Here is a 14,840-nt window from a genome sequence, read left to right as displayed (position 1 = left end):
CGTGTGGTCCCGTACGCCGTACAAGGAGCTGCCTTGACCGCCCCCGCCCAGATCCAGCCCCATCCCCGACGCTGGCTGATCCTCGGCGTCATCTGCCTCGCCCACCTCACCGTCCTGCTCGACAACACCGTGCTGAACGTCGCCATCCCCTCCCTCACCAAGGGAATGGGCGCGAGCACCGCGGACATACAGTGGATGATCAGCGCCTACTCGCTGGCGCAGTCCGGCCTGCTGCTCACCGTCGGTAGCGCCGCCGACCGATACGGTCGAAAGCGCGCGTTGATGACCGGACTTGGGCTCTTCGGCATCGGATCGCTGATCGCTTCGTTGGCTGAGAGCCCCGGTGAGCTGATCGCGGCCCGCGCGGGAATGGGGGTAGGCGGAGCGATCCTGATGACCAGCACCCTCGCGGTGATCGTCCAGGTCTTCGACGCCGAGGAGCGGGTGAGGGCCATCGGCCTGTGGAGCACCGTCCTCACCTTCGGCTTCGCCGCCGGGCCGCTGATCGGCGGGGTGCTGCTCAACCACTTCTGGTGGGGATCGATCTTCCTGGTCAACGTGCCGGTGGCAGTGCTTGGCCTGACCGCCGTCACCGTCTACATCCCCGAATCCAGGAACCCGCTGGGCGATCGGCCCGACCTGCCCGGCGCGGGCCTGTCCGTCATCGGCATGCTCGGCGTCGTCTACGCGATCATCTCCGGCCCGGTGCACGGCTGGAGCTCCAGCGACGTACTGCTGCCCGCCTTCGTAGGCATCGCCGGTATGACCGGCTTCGCGCTCTGGGAGCGCCGTACCCCGCATCCCATGCTGGACCTGCGGTTCTTCCGTGACAGGCGGTTCGTCGGCGCGGTCGCGGGCGGCATCCTCGTCGCGTTCGGCATGGGCGGCTCCCTCTTCCTGCTCACCCAGCACCTGCAATTCGTGCTCGGCTACGGTCCGTTGAAGGCCGGTTTGTGCACGGTTCCGCTCGCATTGAGCATCGCACTGCTCAACATCCTGGGAGTCGGCGCCCGGTTGCTGCGCAGGCTCGGCACGGCAGGTGTGGTGGTGCTGGGCATGACCCTGATCGCCCTCGGCCTCGCGCTCGTCTCCGTACTGGGACGCCACGGCTACGGCGGAATGGTGGTCGGCCTGATCACGATGGGCGTGGGCATCGCCATGGCCTCGCCCGCGATGGGCGCGGCGATCATGGGTGCCATCCCGCCGGAGCGCGCGGGCATCGGCGCGGGCGTCAACGGCACGCTGACCGAGTTCGGCAACGGCCTTGGCAACGCGGTACTCGGTGCGGTGCTCAACTCCCGTTTCGCCGCGCTGCTTCCGGCCACGATCGGCGCCAGCTCGCTGCCCGCCGCACTGGCCGCCGCGCACGGCCAGGAGCAACGCACCGCTGTGGCGCACGCGTTCGCCTCCGGCGTCAGCGTCAGCCAACTCGTCGGCGCGGCGGCCGTGCTCGCCGGTGGGCTGCTCGCCGCGTTCCTGCTGCACCGTGCGGACCGCGCCGACTCGGACCGCCGCAGCTCGGCCCCCGCGGAAGTGGCGGCTTAGCATCACGTACGCAGCGCACCGCTGAGCAAGCTCGACCGAGGAGAAGCCCATGGCCCCCGCCGCCCCCCGCGCCAGCAAGCCGCAAGCGAGTGTGTGGCTGAGCGGCGGCGCGCGGGACGGCCGGCGCAGGAAGTCCTCCCAGCAGCCGGTCGGCCTCGACCACGGCAAGATCGTGCGCACCACGGTCCAGTTGCTGGACGCCAACGGCCTGCAGAACTTCTCGATGCGCCGCCTTGCCGCCGAACTCGGGGTGACGCCGATGTCCGTCTACTGGTACGTGGACAACAAGGACGACCTGCTCGAATACGCGCTGGACGAGGTGTTCGCCGAGATTCCGCTACAGGCCGCGGAGACGGGGGGCGACTGGCGCGACGCGGTACGGGAGTTCGCGACCAGCTACCGCAGGACGCTCGCCACGCATCCGTGGGCGTCCCGGCTGATGGGGGAGTACGCCAACGTCGGCCCGAAGTCAGTGGCGTTCAGCACCGCGGCGCACAGGGTCATGCGGCGCTCGGGCCTGGCGCCGGAACACATCCCCGGCGCGCTGGCCGCCGTCTACCAGTTCGTGTACGGGTACGGCACGGTGGAGGGCCGCTGGACCGAACTGTGCCGTAGCACCGGTACCAGCGAGGACGACCTCTTCCGCGAGATGGCGGGGGCGGTACGGGATCGGCCCGAGTACGGGGAACTCGGGCCGATCATCGACCAACGTATGGAGGGGCCGGTGGCGCAGTACCGCGAGCGCGACTTCGGCTTCGCGCTGGAGTGCGTCATCGCGGGGATCGAGGCGATGCGGGGGCGCGCTCCGCACGCATAGCGGCGCTCGCGCCCCCAGGGCGCACCCCGCGTCTTATGCCATCGGCAGCGAATCGCCCTGGACCGCCTGGATGTCGAGTTCCACGCGGAGTGTCGTGCCGATGGCGGCGATGCCCGCCTGGAGGACCTGGTTGTAGTTCATCGCGAAGTCCTCCCGCCGCAGTTCCGCGGTGGCGCGGAACGCGGCCCGCGTGCCGCCCCACGGGTCCGGGCCGGTGCCCAGGTAGGTCAGGTCCAGGTCCACCGGGCGGGTCAGCGCGTTCATCGTCAGCTCGCCGCGCACCGTCCAGCGGTCGGGTCCGGCCGGGGTGACCCCGCCGGTGCTGCGGTAGGTGATCTCCGGGTGGACGTCGACGTTCAGGAAGTCGGGCGACCGCAGATGGTCGTCGCGCATCTTGTTGCCGGTGTCGATGCTCGCCGTGCTAATCGCCGCGACCACCGACGACTGCTCGACGTTCTCCGCGATCTCGATCCGGCCGCGGAACTCGGTGAAGTGGCCGCGCACACTGGAGATGCCCAGGTGCTGCGCGACGGCGCCCACCGAGGAGTGCGCCGGGTCGATGGTCCAGGGGCCCGGCGGCGGCAGCTCCACCCCGCCCTGCCGGGCCAGCACCAGGTTGCCCAGGTCCGCTCGCCCGGCGGCACCGACGATCGCCGTCGAGGCGGTGGGCTGGTAGCCGACGGCCGTCACGATCACCGTGTACGCCCCCGGCGGCAGCGGATCGGTGCGCACCACGCCGTCGTCGTCCGTGGTCGCCCGCTGTATCTGACTGCCCGTCATATCCGTTACGGTCAGCACCGCGTGCTGCACCGCCCAACCGTCCTTGGTCCGGATCCGGGCCCGAAGACCGGTGTTGCCCTCACCCGCATGCGTGGTCATTGCATCTCCTGTTGGTTTGGTCACGGGTCCCGGTCGGACGGCCTCGGCCGTCCCCTGCTCCGGCCGCCGACCGGAACCCGTCTCCCCCGAACTGGCGGTACGCGTCTCCGCTGTGCGCGCCCGCCAGTCGCTTCAGTTACTCGGCCGGGTGGCCGAGTTCGACGTCGAAGGCGTCCTCGCCCCTGCCGTCCACCACAAGCGTGCGGGCGACCGGAGGGTAGCCGCTGGCGATCAGCGTGTAGTCGCCCGCGCTCAGATCGGTGAAGGCGTAGGAGCCGTCGTCATCGGTGGTCGCCGTGCCGGCGACGTTGCCCGCCCCGTCGATCAGCGTGACCCGCGCGTCGGCCATCGGCAGCCGGTCCGCACCGGCCCGTACCGTGCCCTGCAGATGCGCGCCGGAGGCGAGTTGGATCTCCACCCGGGTGACGCCCTGGCCACCGACCTCCACCGGCTGCGCCGCCGGACGGAACCCGGCCGCGTTGACCGCCAGCGTGAAGACGCCCGCGGACAGCTCGTCGAAGGTGAACGCCCCCGACTCACCGGTCTTCGCGGTGGCCAGCACCTCACCCCGTACGTCGGTGACCACCACCATGGCGCCGTCCACCGGCGATCCGTCGGCGGCGCCGCGCACCACACCGGCCAGGCCGCTGGTGCCGGACAGCACGATGTCGTAGCCGAGCGGCGCGTCACCGACCACCACGGTGGTGGCCTGCGGCTGGTGACCGTCGGCCGCCGCGATCAGCACGTAGGAGCCCGCACCGGGTGCGGCCAGCCAGTAGCCGCCGTCCGTCCCGGCCTGGGCGCGGCCCAACTGCCGTCCCTGGAGGGATATCAGGGTCAGATGAGCGGAACCGACGCCCACGCCTTCGGCGTTGCGGACGGAACCGTGGATGGTGATGCCGTTCATGGGAACCTCCTCGCCGGACGGGCCCCTACCCGCCGAGGCGTACACGGTGACCGGCTGAGCATCGGCGGCTGCGGCCACGGCGACCAGCTCGGATTCGGGAGCCGGCGCTGGGATGGTGACGGGGGCGTCCGCCGCCGCCCTGTCGTGCGCGGGAACTCCCGCGGTCTGCTGGAGACCGCTCGCGGTCTTCAGCGGCACCTCCTTGATGAACAGCACCAGGAGGAAGGCGACGAACGCGAACGGCGCGGCGTAGAGGAAGACATCCGCGATGCCGTGCCCATAGGAGCTCTCGACGATCGTACGGATCGGAAGCGGAAGCTTCTTGAGATCCGGGATGTTCGCCTCGCCGCCTTGCGAGGCGGGCATCGGAATGCCCAGCGCCGCGAAGCCCTCGGACGAGTAGTGGCTGATGCGGTTGCTGAGTGCCGCGCCGAGCGCGGCCACGCCGACCGCACCGCCGAGCGAGCGGAAGAACGTCACCAGCGAGCTGGCGGAGCCCAGGTCCTTCGGTGCCACCTGGTTCTGCACGGCGAGCACCAGGTTCTGCATCATCAGACCGATGCCCAGGCCGAGCAGCGCCATGTAGACGGCCACCTGCCAGTACGGGGTGTCGTACCGCATCAGGCTCAGCAGTCCGCCGCCCGCCGTCAGGAAGACACCACCGGAGACCAGGAACATCTTCCAGCGCCCGGTGCGGGTGATGACCTGGCCGGAGGCCATGGATGCCACGAACAGCCCGACCACCAGCGGAATGGTCAGCACACCGGACATCGCGGGCGTCCTGCCGCGGGCCAACTGGAAGTACTGGCTCAGGAACACCGTTCCGGCGAACATCGCGACGCCGACGAAGACGCTGGCCAGCGAGGTGAGGGTGATCGTGGCGTTGCGGAACAGCCGCAGCGGGATGATCGGTTCGCTCGCCCTGCTCTCGACGAACAGGAAGATCAGGCCGAGTACCACCGAGCCCGGCACCATGACGTAGGTCTGCCAGGACAGCCAGGGGTACTTGTCACCGGCGAGGGTGACCCAGACCATCAGCAGGCAGACCGCGGCGGTGACGAAGAACGCGCCCAGCCAGTCGACCTTGACCTCGCGCTTGACCACCGGAAGGTGGATGGTCTTCTGCAGCACCACCAGTGCGATCAGCGCGAAGGGCACCACCACGTAGAAGCACCAGCGCCAGCCGAGCCAGCTGGTGTCGGTGATGACACCACCGATCAGCGGTCCGCCGACGGTGGCCACCGCGAAGGTGGCGCCGAGGTAGCCGCTGTAACGGCCGCGCTCCCGCGGCGAGATCATCGCGGCCATGATCACCTGGGACAGGGCGGACAGACCGCCCGCGCCTATGCCCTGCACCACGCGGCAGGCGATCAGCGTTCCGGCGTTCTGCGAGAAACCAGCGACGACGGAGGCCACGATGTAGAGCACCAGCGCCAGTTGGACCAGGAGCTTCTTGCTCACCAGGTCCGACATCTTGCCCCACAGCGGGGTGGTGGCGGTGACCGCGAGCAGCGCCGCGGTGACGATCCAGGTGTACGCCTCCTGGCCACCGCCGATGTCGGCGAGGATGGTGGGCAGGGCGGTGGAGACGATCGTGGACGAGAGGATCGCCACGAACAGTCCGAGCATGAGCCCGGAGAGCGCCTCCATGATCTGTCGGTGGGTCATCGGAGCCGAGTGGTCCCGATGCGTGCCGTGGTTGCCGTGTGTGCCGTGGGACCCGTGGGCCCGATGGGCACCGCGCTTCGGATCCGCCTCCCGCACACCGGCCGGTGTGGTTGAAGCCATCGTCATCCTTTACTCGTCCCGGCCACCTGTGGGGCGGTGGCGGGGGAAACCTCTGTGTGTGCCGCTGTCGCGCGATGGCCCGGTCGGCAGTCGTCGAAGCTCGCGCGCAACCGGGCCAACAGCACGGTGAGCTGCGTCACTTCGTCGTCCGTCCAGTCCAGGAGGAAGTCGGCCAGTTCCTCGGCGATCCGGTCCGACGCCACGCGCAGGACCTGTTCGCCGAGCGGGGTGAGCCGCAGCAGCCGCGATCTCTTGTCTTGTGGGTCGGGGTGGCGGTCCAGCCAGCCCCGGGCCGCCAGGTGTGCGACATGACGGCTGGTCACCGACATGTCCACGTCCAGGAGTTCGGTCAGGCGGCTGATCCGCATCTCGCCGTACCGGCTGAGTGTCCGGAGCGCCGCGACCGAGGCGGCCGGGCAGTCGGGCGGCAACGCGCGGCCGAGCCCACGGCTGACCGCGGTCAGTGCGCTGAGGTGCTGTACCAGGTCCGCGCACCGTGTCCGCGTCACCATGGAGCACCCCCCAGTCAGTACTAGTTGCCTGAAGCAACCTTAAGCCCGGTTAGTTGCTACACGCAAATGAATTCGGCCATTGGTATGTAAAGATGACGCAAAGATGCCGCCCGCCTCCCTCCAGGGGAACCGGGCGGCATCGGACGTACTGCCTGCTCAGCCGCTCGCTCAGGCCGAGGCGGCGGTCAGCTTCGCCACCTCGTCGGCGGAGAGTGTGAGATCCGCCATGGCCAGCAGTGCGGGCAGCTGGTCGAGGGTGCGGGCGCTGGCGATCGGCGCCACCACTGTCGGCTGTGCCGCCAGCCAGGCCAGCGCCACCGTCGCCACCTCGGCGCCGTGGGCCTCCGCCACCTCGTCCAGGGCCACCAGGACGCGCTGTCCGCGCTCGCTGTCCAGGTACTTGCCCGCGCTCCCGGCCCGAGCGCTGTCCACCTTCGCCCCCGGCCGGTACTTACCGGTGAGGAAGCCGGACGCCAGCGCGTAGTACGGGACCGACGACAGGCCGTGCTCGCCGACGACCTCGGCCAGCGCGCCCTCGTACTCGTCGCGCTCCACCAGGTTGTAGTGCTGCTGAAGGGCGACATACCTGGCCAGGCCCTCGCGCTCGGAGGCGGCCAGCGCCTCGGTGAGCCGCTCCGCACTGATGTTGGAGGCGCCGATCTCCCGCACCTTGCCCTCCTTGACCAGCTGGTCGAGGGCGCCGAGGAACTCCTCGACCGGGGTGTCCGGATCGTCGCGGTGCGTGTAGTAGAGGTCGATGCGGTCGGTCTGCAGCCGCCGCAGCGACGCCTCGACCGCGCTCCTGACGTTCTCGGCCCGCAGACCCCTGAAGTCCGGGTGCGAGCCGACCTTGGTGGCCACCACCACCTGGTCCCGCTTGCTCTTGCCGCGGGCGGCGAACCAGCGGCCGATGATGGCCTCGGACTCGCCGCCGGAGTTGCCCGGTACCCAGGCGGAGTAGACGTCCGCCGTGTCGATGAAGTTGCCGCCCGCCGCCGTGTAGGCGTCCAGTAGTTCGAAGGACTCCTTCTCGTCGGCGGTCCAGCCGAAGACGTTCCCGCCGAAGGCGAGCGGAAAGACGTCGAGTTCAGAACTTCCGATACGTGCCATGGTCAACCACAGCGCCGCGGGGGTCTCTGGTATTCCGCTTCCTGACTTCGCTAGGGTCCTGCGTCATGGCTGACTACCAGAACCCCAACCAGAACCCGGACCCGGCGGGCAGCACGCAGATGTTCCGCGCCTTCGTGGACGAGGGCGTCGACCAGCGACCGGCCGCGGGCGCCGGTACGACGTACGGCCGCGCGCGCGGCGGCTCCCGGACCGGTGTGGTGGTGGGCGTCGTCGTGGCGGTGCTGGTCATCGCCGCGGTCGCCTACTTCGCCCTGGGATGATCCGCGGGGGGCGCCCCCGCGGCGGGGTCGATCCCGCATAACACCGGCGATACCGCCCGGAATCGGCTCAGGCCTGGAGCGTGACGCTCCGGGTCTCGATGTGCACGCCCAACGGGACCCGCCAGGAGTCCACGCAGATCTCCCAGGTCCTGCTCACCCGCTGGCCTCCGGCGATCGGAACCGGCACCTTCTCGGTGGTGTCGATGGTCGCCCAGTCGACGCCCAGCAGGCCGATGACATGGGTGGCGAACGTCACCGACCCCGAAGTCACGGGCAGGTCGCCGGAGTTGGCGAGGTCCACGGTCACCTCCTGGCACCACCGCTGTCCGGCCGCCGCCTGCCGCAGCCCGCCGACCACCAGGTGCGCGGGACGGCTTCCGGGGGCGCTGGGTGTGCTGGGTGAGCCCGGTGTGGTCGGTGCCGGGGACGTGGGGGCCTGGGGACTGGTCCACGGCCCGCTCCGGGCGCTGCCGCTCGGCGCGGTGACCACCGGACGCGAGGCGCCTTCGCTCGTACGGGGTGCGGTGGAACCGGCCGCCACGGTGCCCGTAGGCGGCGTCGCCGAGCCGGATGTGCCGTCCAGCGGGACGAGGGTGACCTTGCCGTCGGGGGGTACGGCGTGGGCCGGATCGGCGGAGGAGCCCGCCGAGCCCACCGCCAGACGGCCGCCGCCACCCGTACCGCCCGTGCCCCAGGTCAGCAGCGCCAGCGCCGCCAGACAGAGCACGACCGCCGAGGCGGCCAGGAGGACCCGTCCGCTGCCCGCTCCCGGCCTTCGATGCGCGGAACCCCTTGGGTTCCGCCTCCGCTTTCCCCGGCGGTCGGCTGTCCGAAGCATCACGCCAGTGTACTGACGCATCGTCAGATACGCCTAGACCGCGACTACTCGGCCGTCAGTCCGTCCCGCAGCTGTGCCAACGTCCTTGTCAGCAGGCGGGATACGTGCATCTGGGAGATGCCGACCTCCTCGCCGATCTGCGACTGCGTCATGTTGGCGAAGAACCGGAGCATGATGATCCGCCGTTCGCGGGGCGGGAGTTGGGCCAGCAGGGGCTTGAGCGACTCGCGGTACTCGACGCCTTCGAGCGCGGCGTCCTCGTAGCCGAGACGGTCCGCCAGCGAGCCCTCGCCGCCGTCCTCCTCGGGCGGCGGGGAGTCCAGCGAGGACGCCGTGTAGGCGTTGCCGACCGCCAGTCCGTCGACCACGTCCTCCTCCGACACCCCAAGGGCGCCCGCGAGTTCGGAGACCGTGGGGGAGCGGTCCAGCCGCTGCGACAGCTCGTCGCTGGCCTTGGTCAGCGCCAGCCGCAGCTCCTGGAGCCTGCGCGGCACCCGCACCGACCACGAGGTGTCCCGGAAGAAGCGCTTGATCTCGCCGACCACCGTGGGCATCGCGAACGTCGGGAACTCGACTCCGCGGTTGCAGTCGAAACGGTCAATCGCCTTGATCAGACCGATCGTTCCGACCTGGACGATGTCCTCCATCGGTTCGTTGCGGCTGCGAAAGCGCGCGGACGCGTACCGGACCAGGGGGAGGTTGAGCTCGATCAGCGTGTCGCGTACGTAGCCGCGCTCCCGGCTGTCCGGCGGCAGTTCGGCGAGCCGCAGGAACAGGGAGCGGGACAGCGTGCGCGTGTTGATGGCTTCGCCGGTGTCGGCGCCGAGCACCGCTTCGGCGCTGAGCGGCGCCGCATTGTCGGCGTCGAACGGCGCCTCGGCTTCCAGCACCTTCGGACTGCCCACTTCTACGGACATGCCACCCCCTTGAGGTCGCGGACGGGTCGCGAGCAACGGTTTCCTCCACCTGCATACCGGAGGCCGAGCCGCGACAAACGCGGTTCAAGCAGAATGTCACATGTCGGCAACACGCTGTAGCGTCATGTCGACTTATTTGTCAGGTGACCTTAGCCCTCGTCAGCTACGCTTCGAGCTGATTTGCGGATCGCAATCGAGCGAAGCTGCGCGAGAGTAGCCGCGACACATGCATCTGGGAGACGCCGAGCTCCGCACTGATCTGTGACTGGGTCAGATTCCCGAAATAGCGCAGCAGCAGAATGCGGCGCTCGCGTTCCGGCAGCTGCACCAGCAGGTGCCGGACCAGCTCCCGGTGCTCCACACCGGCCAGCTCGGGGTCCTCGTAGCCGAGCCGGTCCAGCAGCCCGGGGGCGCCGTCGCCCTCCTGCGCCGCCTCCAGCGACGTCGCGTGGTAGGCCCGACCGGCCTCCAGGCAGGCCAGCACCTCCTCCTCGGACAGCCCTAGGCGCTCGGCGATCTCGGCGGTGGTGGGCGACCGCCCGTGCAGCACCGTCAGGTCCTCGATGGCGCCGCTGACCTGCACCCACAGCTCGTGCAGTCGGCGCGGTACGTGGACGGTGCGGACGTTGTCCCTGAAATAACGTTTGATCTCGCCGACCACGGTGGGCATCGCGAAGGTCGGGAACTGCACCCCGCGCTCCGGGTCGAACCGGTCGATCGCGTTGATCAGCCCGATCGTGCCGACCTGGACCACGTCCTCCATCGGCTCGTTGCGGCTGCGGAACCGGGCCGCCGCGTAGCGCACCAGCGGCAGGTTGATCTCGATCAGCGCGGCCCGCACCCGGGCGTGCTCGGGGGTGCCCGGCTCCAGCTTGGACAGCTCCTCGAACAGCACCTGCGTCAGGGCCCGCGCGTCAGCGGCCCGGCTGTTGCGGGGAGGACGGCCGGCCTGCGGGGTGCCATGTGGCGGGGCGTCGGGCGACGGGGCGTCGGGTGAGGCGGTGTCGGTTGCTGGTGGCGCTGATTCGGTCGGTTCCGGGCGTGCGGCGGACGGTTCCGTGCACGCGTCGACCTGCCGCTCATGGTGACCGGTCGGATCTGGGTGCGGGTCGGTCGGATCCGCATGTCGTTCGGTCGGATCCATGGGCGGGGAGGGCGGCTCCGAGGCGTGGGACGCGGCCGTACGAGAGTTCGCCGCGCGGGGGTCGGTGGATGTCGTGGATGGCGAAGGCACGGTTCGAGCGGCCAGGACTCTCACCACCCATCGACGGTCACTGATCCGGCAAAAGCGGTCATAGCATCACAAGACATGTCCACTGTGTGCAAGCACCGTAAAGTGCCGTGTTGGTGGGCAGTTGGGTGACTCTTGCCGTCATGTGCCCGCCGGGAGCCCGTCTCGGGAACCGTGCTACGCATGGCGCGGCCCCCGCCACAGGGCAGGGGCCGCGCGTTCGGAAAACTATGGCGTTCTGTCAGATTTCGTAGTCCGCGATCACCCAGGTGGAGATTTCCTGCCAGATCGCGACACCCGCCTGGTGGGCGGGATGCTCCAGATAGCGGACCAGTGCGTCGCGGTCGGCGACGGAGCAGTTGATCGCGTAGTCGTAGGCGACGGGCCGGTCCGTGATGTTCCAGGCGCACTCCCACGAGGCCAGCTCGGGAATCTGCGCGCCGAGCCGCTCGAAGGCCCGCACGCCCTCCACCACGCGGGGGTCGTCGCGGTCGACGCCATCGTTGAGCTTGAACAGGACCAGGTGACGGATCATGTGGCGCTCCTCTGGGGCCGTGCCGACAGCCTGCCGTCAGGCGCTGGTCGGCGCGGAGCGGTAGCGGTCCGGTCGGCGCGAGGAACCGTTTCGCTCCGACGATCAGGCCTTGCCACTGGCCGCGTTCTCAGTTGACGAGCGACGTCATGAACTTGCCGACGCCCTTGGCAGCGGTTGAAATGCCCTCGAACCCTACCTGGACCAGTTGGGCGGCGCGCGCAGGGGAGGTGATGATCGTGTACAACACGAAGACGATGAGGAGGTACATCGCTATCTTCTTCGCCTGTGCCATTCCCTGCTCTGCCTCCTCAGCCGTGGCGCGCCGGACCACGGTTTCGCCACACCGCGCAGTGGCGAGAGTCTAGCCACCCAGTGTCCGAGCCTGTCATTTAGCGCACTTTTATGGTCCAAGGTCCCCTGGATCCAGGCCCTTTGTCGAGCGCGAAGACGACCAGAACTGATCAGAATTGTTTGTGAACCCGTCGGGTCTGGCAGGAACCCGGCGGGTCGTCGGGACCTCCCCTACGGGGGCCGCGCCGTGGCCCACCCTGACCGCGGCCGAGCCCGGAGGCCCCCTCGATCAGGGGGAGCGGACGTGTCCCTCCAAAGCCGCTCCCCCTGACCGTCACTGCCCGGTGGTGCGCCCCGCCCCCGGCCTCCCGGTCCGTCCACCTGGGTGGGCCGGAGGCGGGGGCGCCACCGGGCCAAGTCCCCATCTCCCGGCCGTGGTTGGGGCTCTCGCGCCGCGGCAGGCCAGGCGCCGCGCCCTGCGGGTCGGCGCGCGCCGGTACGCGCGGGCTGGGCTCCCGGCGTGCGGCGCCGTACCGGCCGCGGCGCACATGGGCGCGTGAGCGCCGCGCACAGGGCGCTTGGGGTACGGGGTCCACGCACAAGCAAAACCCCCTCTGGCACGTGTCTCCACGTCCCAGAGGGGGTGCTGGCGGTAGCGGTGGGATTTGAACCCACGGAGGAGTTGCCCCCTCACACGCTTTCGAGGCGTGCTCCTTAGGCCGCTCGGACACGCTACCGAGAGAGAGCTTAGCGGACGCTGGGCCGTGCGCTGAAATCGGTTCCTTCTCCGGCCCCCTCGGCGGATCCGGAGCGGGGGTCCGGGTCGCCGCGGAAGAAGTCGGTGAGCAGCCTGCCGCACTCCTCGGGCAGCACTCCGGAGATCACCTCGGGGCGGTGGTTGAGCCGGCGGTCACGCACGACGTCCCAGAGGGAGCCCACCGCACCGGCCTTCTCGTCCCGCGCCCCGTACACCACCCGGTCGAGCCGGGACAGCACGATGGCGCCCGCGCACATGGTGCAGGGCTCCAGTGTGACCACGAGTGTGCAGCCGGACAGCCGCCACTCGCCGACCGCCCGCGCGGCCTCGCGGATCGCCAGGACCTCCGCGTGCGCGGTCGGGTCGCCGCAGGCCTCGCGTTCGTTGTGCCCCCGGCCGATGACGCTGCCGTCCGGTGCGAGGACCACGGCGCCCACCGGCACGTCGCCGGTGCGAGGGGCAAGCGCGGCCTCGTCCAGGGCGAGCCGCATGGACGCGGCCCACGGCCCCCGTAGCGGATCGCCGTGGGGACCGGGCCGTGCCGGTGGTTCGGTGCTCAGCGGACGGCCTCCAGCACCTCGGAGCACCCGAGCGCGTCGGCGATCTCGCCGAGCGCGTCATCACTGAGGGCCAACAACTCCTTCTCGCTGACGCCGAGGTCGGACAGCAGCTTGGTGTCGCCCAGCGGGCCGGCCGGGACCGGATTGGTCTCGTCGGCGGCCTCCTCGTCCTCCGTCTCCTCGTCCTCGCCGTCCTCGGTGCCGTCCAGGTCGAGGGCGTCGAGCTCATCCACCTCGTCCGCGTCGCGCCCCAGCAGCTCGTCCGTGAGCATGGCCCCGTACGAACTGCGGGACGCGGCGGACGCGTCCGATACGAAGATCCGCGGGTCGTCCTCGCCGTCCACCCGGACGATGCCGAACCACGCGTCTTCCTGCTCGATAAAGACGAGCACTGTGTCCTCGTCGATCGCGGCCTCGCGGGCGAGGTCCGCTAGATCGGCGAGGGCTTCCACATCGTCAAGCTCCGTATCGCTCGCTTCCCACCCGTCCTCGGTGCGCGCGAGCAGTGCGGCGAAGTACACCGTGACTCTCCCACTGGTCCTAGGTGTGCCGGGACGGACGAGACGTCGGCAGTTCAGTCCCGCCCACTCGGCATCGTGGCAGAAACCTAAGCGTTGGGAAGGGTCTTCCGCACTGCGTCGTGCCAGGCCGTGCACGTTTTTTCGGGCTTTTTAGGGCGCTCGGGTGGCTGGATGGCGGTGTTACCGCCGGACACCCCGGCTCATCGGGTGGGATGTGATCACACTCACCAGCGGAATGTCCGCATCCGCATCTGCTCGCGGGCTCGGGCCGCGCGGGCCCTTCTGGGCTGTACCCGGTCCCGTAGCTCCTTGGCCTCGTGCAGCTCGCGCAGGAACAGGGCGCGGCGCCGCCTGCGCTCCTCGGTGGTGTCCCGGGTTCCGTTCTCCTGCGGCGGGGCGGGCGCGGCCGGATCGGCCGGGAAGCGTTCGGCGCCGGGATCGACCGGCGCCCGCTGTTCGTCGCGCCTTCCTTGCCGTTCGGTCATGGCCACCACCTCTACGTACGGTCATGTACGGCCGTACCGTCACACTTTCCCGCAGCATCGGGTTTGATGCCCGTCAAGCGGTGGCGGGGGCGTCGGCACCGGCCCTCGCGATGCCCGGATGCGGCCCTTGCGCCGGCTTCCGTGACCGCCTAGGTGGCACGGCCCACCCCGGAACCTCGGTTAATGTCGAGGGCATGCGGATCCACGTCGTCGACCACCCGCTGGTGGCGCACAAACTCACCACGCTGCGCGATCAGCGCACCGACTCGCCCACCTTCCGAAGGCTCGCCGACGAGCTGGTCACCCTGCTCGCGTACGAGGCGACGCGTGACGTGCGCACCGAATCCGTCGACATCGCCACGCCGGTCTGCCCCACCACGGGCGTTCGGCTGGCACGTCCGCGTCCGCTGGTCGTACCGATCCTGCGCGCCGGGCTCGGCATGCTCGACGGCATGGTTCGGCTGCTGCCGACCGCCGAGGTCGGCTTCCTCGGCATGGTCCGTGACGAGGACACGCTCAAGGCGTCCACGTACGCCACGCGGATGCCGGACGACCTGTCCGGCCGCCAGGTCTACGTGCTCGACCCGATGCTCGCCACCGGCGGCACGCTGGTCGCCGCGATCAACACGCTCATCGAGCGGGGCGCGGACGACGTGACCGCCCTGTGCCTGCTGGCCGCGCCGGAGGGCGTGGAGGTCATGGAGCGCGAACTGGCCGGTCGGCCGGTCACCGTGGTCACCGCCTCGATCGACGAGCGGCTCAACGAGCACGGCTACATCGTTCCGGGCCTGGGTGACGCGGGCGACCGGATGTACGGCACGGCGGGCTAGCCCTCCGGCCTGGTGCGGCTGCCGGAAGGTTCCGGC

General features: G+C 70.0%; 16 protein-coding genes and 1 tRNA gene. 4 read left to right on the top strand and 13 right to left on the bottom strand.

Going from position 1 to position 14,840, the window contains the following annotated elements:
• The first annotated feature begins 33 nt into the window (after positions 1–33).
• A complete protein-coding gene (locus O5O46_RS11680) occupies positions 34–1,545 on the top strand; it encodes an MFS transporter (RefSeq protein ID WP_269855283.1) in 1,512 nt (503 codons plus the stop codon).
• Between the two features lie 49 nt (positions 1,546–1,594).
• Positions 1,595–2,362 carry a TetR/AcrR family transcriptional regulator gene (locus O5O46_RS11675; protein ID WP_269855282.1) on the top strand — a complete coding sequence of 256 codons (768 nt, stop codon included), beginning with the start codon at positions 1,595–1,597 and terminating at the stop codon, positions 2,360–2,362.
• A 33-nt stretch (positions 2,363–2,395) separates the two neighbouring features.
• Here O5O46_RS11675 and O5O46_RS11670 read toward each other — a convergent pair whose 3' ends face one another.
• From O5O46_RS11670 to O5O46_RS11655, 4 genes are all read right to left on the bottom strand, one after another.
• Positions 2,396–3,241, bottom strand: coding sequence for a YceI family protein (locus O5O46_RS11670; protein WP_269855281.1), 846 nt, complete (start codon positions 3,239–3,241; stop codon positions 2,396–2,398).
• Positions 3,242–3,377: 136 nt separating this feature from the next.
• Positions 3,378–5,936 (bottom strand): MFS transporter, encoded by a 2,559-nt coding sequence (locus O5O46_RS11665; protein WP_269855280.1) that lies wholly within the window; start codon positions 5,934–5,936, stop codon positions 3,378–3,380.
• A 2-nt stretch (positions 5,937–5,938) separates the two neighbouring features.
• The gene (locus tag O5O46_RS11660) at positions 5,939–6,448 is read right to left on the bottom strand and encodes a MarR family winged helix-turn-helix transcriptional regulator (RefSeq protein WP_269855279.1); all 510 of its coding nucleotides are present in this window, start codon (positions 6,446–6,448) and stop codon (positions 5,939–5,941) included.
• A 168-nt stretch (positions 6,449–6,616) separates the two neighbouring features.
• Positions 6,617–7,558 (bottom strand): aldo/keto reductase, encoded by a 942-nt coding sequence (locus tag O5O46_RS11655; RefSeq protein ID WP_269855278.1) that lies wholly within the window; start codon positions 7,556–7,558, stop codon positions 6,617–6,619.
• Between the two features lie 65 nt (positions 7,559–7,623).
• Here O5O46_RS11655 and O5O46_RS11650 point away from each other — a divergent pair, with 65 nt between their 5' ends.
• Positions 7,624–7,839 (top strand): hypothetical protein, encoded by a 216-nt coding sequence (locus tag O5O46_RS11650; RefSeq protein WP_269855277.1) that lies wholly within the window; start codon positions 7,624–7,626, stop codon positions 7,837–7,839.
• A gap of 67 nt (positions 7,840–7,906) precedes the next feature.
• Here the strand turns inward: O5O46_RS11650 and O5O46_RS11645 are convergent, their stop codons facing one another.
• The 9 genes from O5O46_RS11645 to O5O46_RS11605 form a co-directional block, all read right to left on the bottom strand.
• A complete protein-coding gene (locus tag O5O46_RS11645) occupies positions 7,907–8,677 on the bottom strand; it encodes a hypothetical protein (protein WP_269855276.1) in 771 nt (256 codons plus the stop codon).
• A 44-nt stretch (positions 8,678–8,721) separates the two neighbouring features.
• Positions 8,722–9,594, bottom strand: a complete 873-nt coding sequence (locus O5O46_RS11640) for an RNA polymerase sigma factor SigF (RefSeq protein ID WP_269855275.1) — start codon at positions 9,592–9,594, stop codon at positions 8,722–8,724.
• A 163-nt stretch (positions 9,595–9,757) separates the two neighbouring features.
• Positions 9,758–10,738: an RNA polymerase sigma factor SigF gene (locus O5O46_RS11635; protein ID WP_269855274.1), complete on the bottom strand. Its 981-nt coding sequence runs from the start codon at positions 10,736–10,738 to the stop codon at positions 9,758–9,760.
• A gap of 328 nt (positions 10,739–11,066) precedes the next feature.
• Positions 11,067–11,360, bottom strand: coding sequence for a Dabb family protein (locus tag O5O46_RS11630; RefSeq protein WP_269855273.1), 294 nt, complete (start codon positions 11,358–11,360; stop codon positions 11,067–11,069).
• Between the two features lie 127 nt (positions 11,361–11,487).
• Complete coding sequence (locus O5O46_RS11625; RefSeq protein WP_269855272.1) at positions 11,488–11,652, bottom strand: hypothetical protein; 165 nt, start codon at positions 11,650–11,652, stop codon at positions 11,488–11,490.
• A 646-nt stretch (positions 11,653–12,298) separates the two neighbouring features.
• Positions 12,299–12,388 (bottom strand) — tRNA-Ser (locus O5O46_RS11620).
• Between the two features lie 10 nt (positions 12,389–12,398).
• Entirely contained in the window at positions 12,399–12,899 is a 501-nt protein-coding gene (gene tadA / locus O5O46_RS11615) for a tRNA adenosine(34) deaminase TadA (protein WP_269855271.1), read from the bottom strand.
• A 65-nt stretch (positions 12,900–12,964) separates the two neighbouring features.
• Positions 12,965–13,489 carry a tRNA adenosine deaminase-associated protein gene (locus O5O46_RS11610; RefSeq protein WP_269855270.1) on the bottom strand — a complete coding sequence of 175 codons (525 nt, stop codon included), beginning with the start codon at positions 13,487–13,489 and terminating at the stop codon, positions 12,965–12,967.
• A 224-nt stretch (positions 13,490–13,713) separates the two neighbouring features.
• Positions 13,714–13,974 (bottom strand): hypothetical protein, encoded by a 261-nt coding sequence (locus O5O46_RS11605; RefSeq protein ID WP_269855269.1) that lies wholly within the window; start codon positions 13,972–13,974, stop codon positions 13,714–13,716.
• A gap of 194 nt (positions 13,975–14,168) precedes the next feature.
• On the opposite strand from O5O46_RS11605, the gene upp reads away from it, so the two are divergent.
• Positions 14,169–14,804: a uracil phosphoribosyltransferase gene (gene upp, locus O5O46_RS11600; protein ID WP_269855268.1), complete on the top strand. Its 636-nt coding sequence runs from the start codon at positions 14,169–14,171 to the stop codon at positions 14,802–14,804.
• Positions 14,805–14,840: the final 36 nt, after the last annotated feature.

This window comes from Streptomyces sp. RPT161 (assembly GCF_027533845.1).
GTDB classification, from domain to species: Bacteria; Actinomycetota; Actinomycetes; order Streptomycetales; family Streptomycetaceae; genus Streptantibioticus_A; species Streptantibioticus_A silvisoli_A.
Note: the sequence above shows the minus strand (reverse complement) of the source record. Positions and strands in the feature narration are given on the sequence as shown.